This window comes from bacterium, assembly GCA_040753555.1.
Lineage (GTDB): Bacteria > UBA9089 > UBA9088 > UBA9088 > UBA9088 > JBFLYE01.
Genome location: JBFMDZ010000293.1, coordinates 1 through 2,123 on the forward strand (window position 1 = coordinate 1; position 2,123 = coordinate 2,123).

At 33.7% G+C, this 2,123-nt stretch carries 2 protein-coding genes; both read left to right on the top strand.

Annotation, left to right across the window (positions count from 1 at the left end):
* Positions 1-169: 169 nt before the first annotated feature.
* The gene (locus AB1630_12670) at positions 170-1,807 is read left to right on the top strand and encodes a hypothetical protein (protein MEW6104643.1); all 1,638 of its coding nucleotides are present in this window, start codon (positions 170-172) and stop codon (positions 1,805-1,807) included.
* 25 nt (positions 1,808-1,832) lie between these two features.
* Positions 1,833-1,997, top strand: coding sequence for a hypothetical protein (locus AB1630_12675; protein ID MEW6104644.1), 165 nt, complete (start codon positions 1,833-1,835; stop codon positions 1,995-1,997).
* Positions 1,998-2,123: the final 126 nt, after the last annotated feature.

The window sequence follows — 2,123 nt, forward strand, 5'->3', positions numbered from 1 at the left end:
ATCTCTTTAAGTATCTTACAATCTTTACATATCTCTTTGTCTTTCATATCTTATTTATCGGCATTTTTAAGAAAAAGATTGAGAAAAATTTAACATATCCCTATAATAGAGGCTGAATAGTTACAAAAAATTAAAATAATGTTGTAATTTAAGTAAAGGAAGGTTATTTATGGATAAAGAAGCATTAGGATTAGCACCATTCTTAAAAGAGGTAGAAGAAAAGATAGACAATCTTTCTAAAGAGGAGATAAAGTCTATTCTTTTGGCAAAGGCAAAGAATTTAAAGCCAATTGAAAGAGGAGGATTTTTGGATGAACTTTCCATTAAGGGAGAGATGGAAGTTAAAGCAGATGATACTTTACTTGCGGATATTGATGATTTCGTAAGCCGTATAGAGAAAGAGGAATATGTTGAAGATTGGAATGATTATGATGAGCGTGTATATGGGGATGAATCTTGGGCAGAGGAGATGGATGATTTCTTTGATTATGCAGATGAGCTATTTTTATCTGGCAATTTTAATCTTGCTGCTTCCTCTTATAGAAAACTATTGAAGGTTTTGGAAAATGAGGATAAGCTCCCATGTGATGAATATTCACCAGAGGAGATGTTAAAAACAGACATAAATGAAGCAAAAACCCGATATTTTAGAGCATTATATGAGATTACTGATAAAGATAAAAGGGCAAGGACAATATTTGAAGAGATGGAAAACCTTAGGTATATTGGCTCTTTAACATTTAATTTAAAACAGCTTGAAGATGCACTTTTATTCCGACCAATGGACTGGAATCAATTCCTTATAGACCTAAAAGGGGTCTTGCTTAAAGACATTCTCTCTAAAAAAGAGAATGAGGATTATACGAAAAACTTTGATATACTCTGTGAAATTATCTTTTCCCTTGAAAAAGAGGAAGGATTGGCAATCTTTGCCAAAGAATATGGGAATAAATTCCATAAGATATACCTTGTCTTAATAAGCAAATTGCAAGAAGCCAAGAGGGATAAAGAGGTTATTGGAGTATATCAACAAGCCCTTAAGGTTATCCCTCATAAAATACCTATCCGTGCAGAAATATCTGATTTAGCAACTAAATCAGCTGAAGAGATAAAAGACAAAGAGCTAGTCTTTGAAATGTGTAAAGAGGCATTCTTCTCAAGCCCTAACACAGAGAGGATTCTTATATTAAGAGCATCCGCTAAGGATTTGGGCAGATTAAGTGTAATGGAGGAGACAATTGGTTTCTTAGAAAGCCATCAAGGGCAAAAATACTTTATTCACTATCCAAAGAAATTGCTGGTTCAATCCTATATTCTAACTGAAAACTATGACAAGATGTGGAAAGTAGCAAGTAAGGAGGAACCTTTGGGTTGGTCTTGGGGTGATAACTCACAGGCTTTAGCTATTCCATTCTTGATACTATCTTCTGTTAGAGGAATGTCTTTAAGGAGTAATTCAGTTATTAGGAAAATATGGGAAAAGGTGGATGACTTTGGAAATAAAAAAGAAGAAGAAAAGCTCAAGGATATTATAGAAAAGGAGATTTTAACTAAAGAAATCTCTAAAGAAGAAAGGATAAGCCATATAGAATGGGCAAAAGAAGCCATTGAAAAACGGGTTGATGCCATTGTCTTAAATAAGCATAGAGGAAGCTATGATAAAGCAGCTTTACTTCTAGTTGGCTGTGTAGAAGCATTAAATCTGCTGGATAGGGATACTGAAGCTGATTCCTTCCTGGACAAGATAAAAAGCCGCTATAATCGTCATATCGCATTTCAGAGAGAGATTACAGAGCTTTTTAAATGAACACTAAGGGGTGTTTGAATTTAGGATGTCAGAAACAAAGGAAATATCGCCAGAGTTAATTACACAGCTTTTAATGAAGCGAAATGAGATTGATGATGAGATAAGAAAGCATTATAAACAAAGGGTTACCGTAATGTTCGCTGACGAAGAAACCGATTTACCTTGCCTTTCTCTGGATTATTTTCTATAATTATCGTAACTATTCAGTATATCGTATTTTATATGTTTGGCTGTTTTAAAATTCATCCATTCTATAATAAATCCCAAATCCCAAGTTCAAATGTCAAAAAAATGTCCAATTTCCAATGTCCAATAT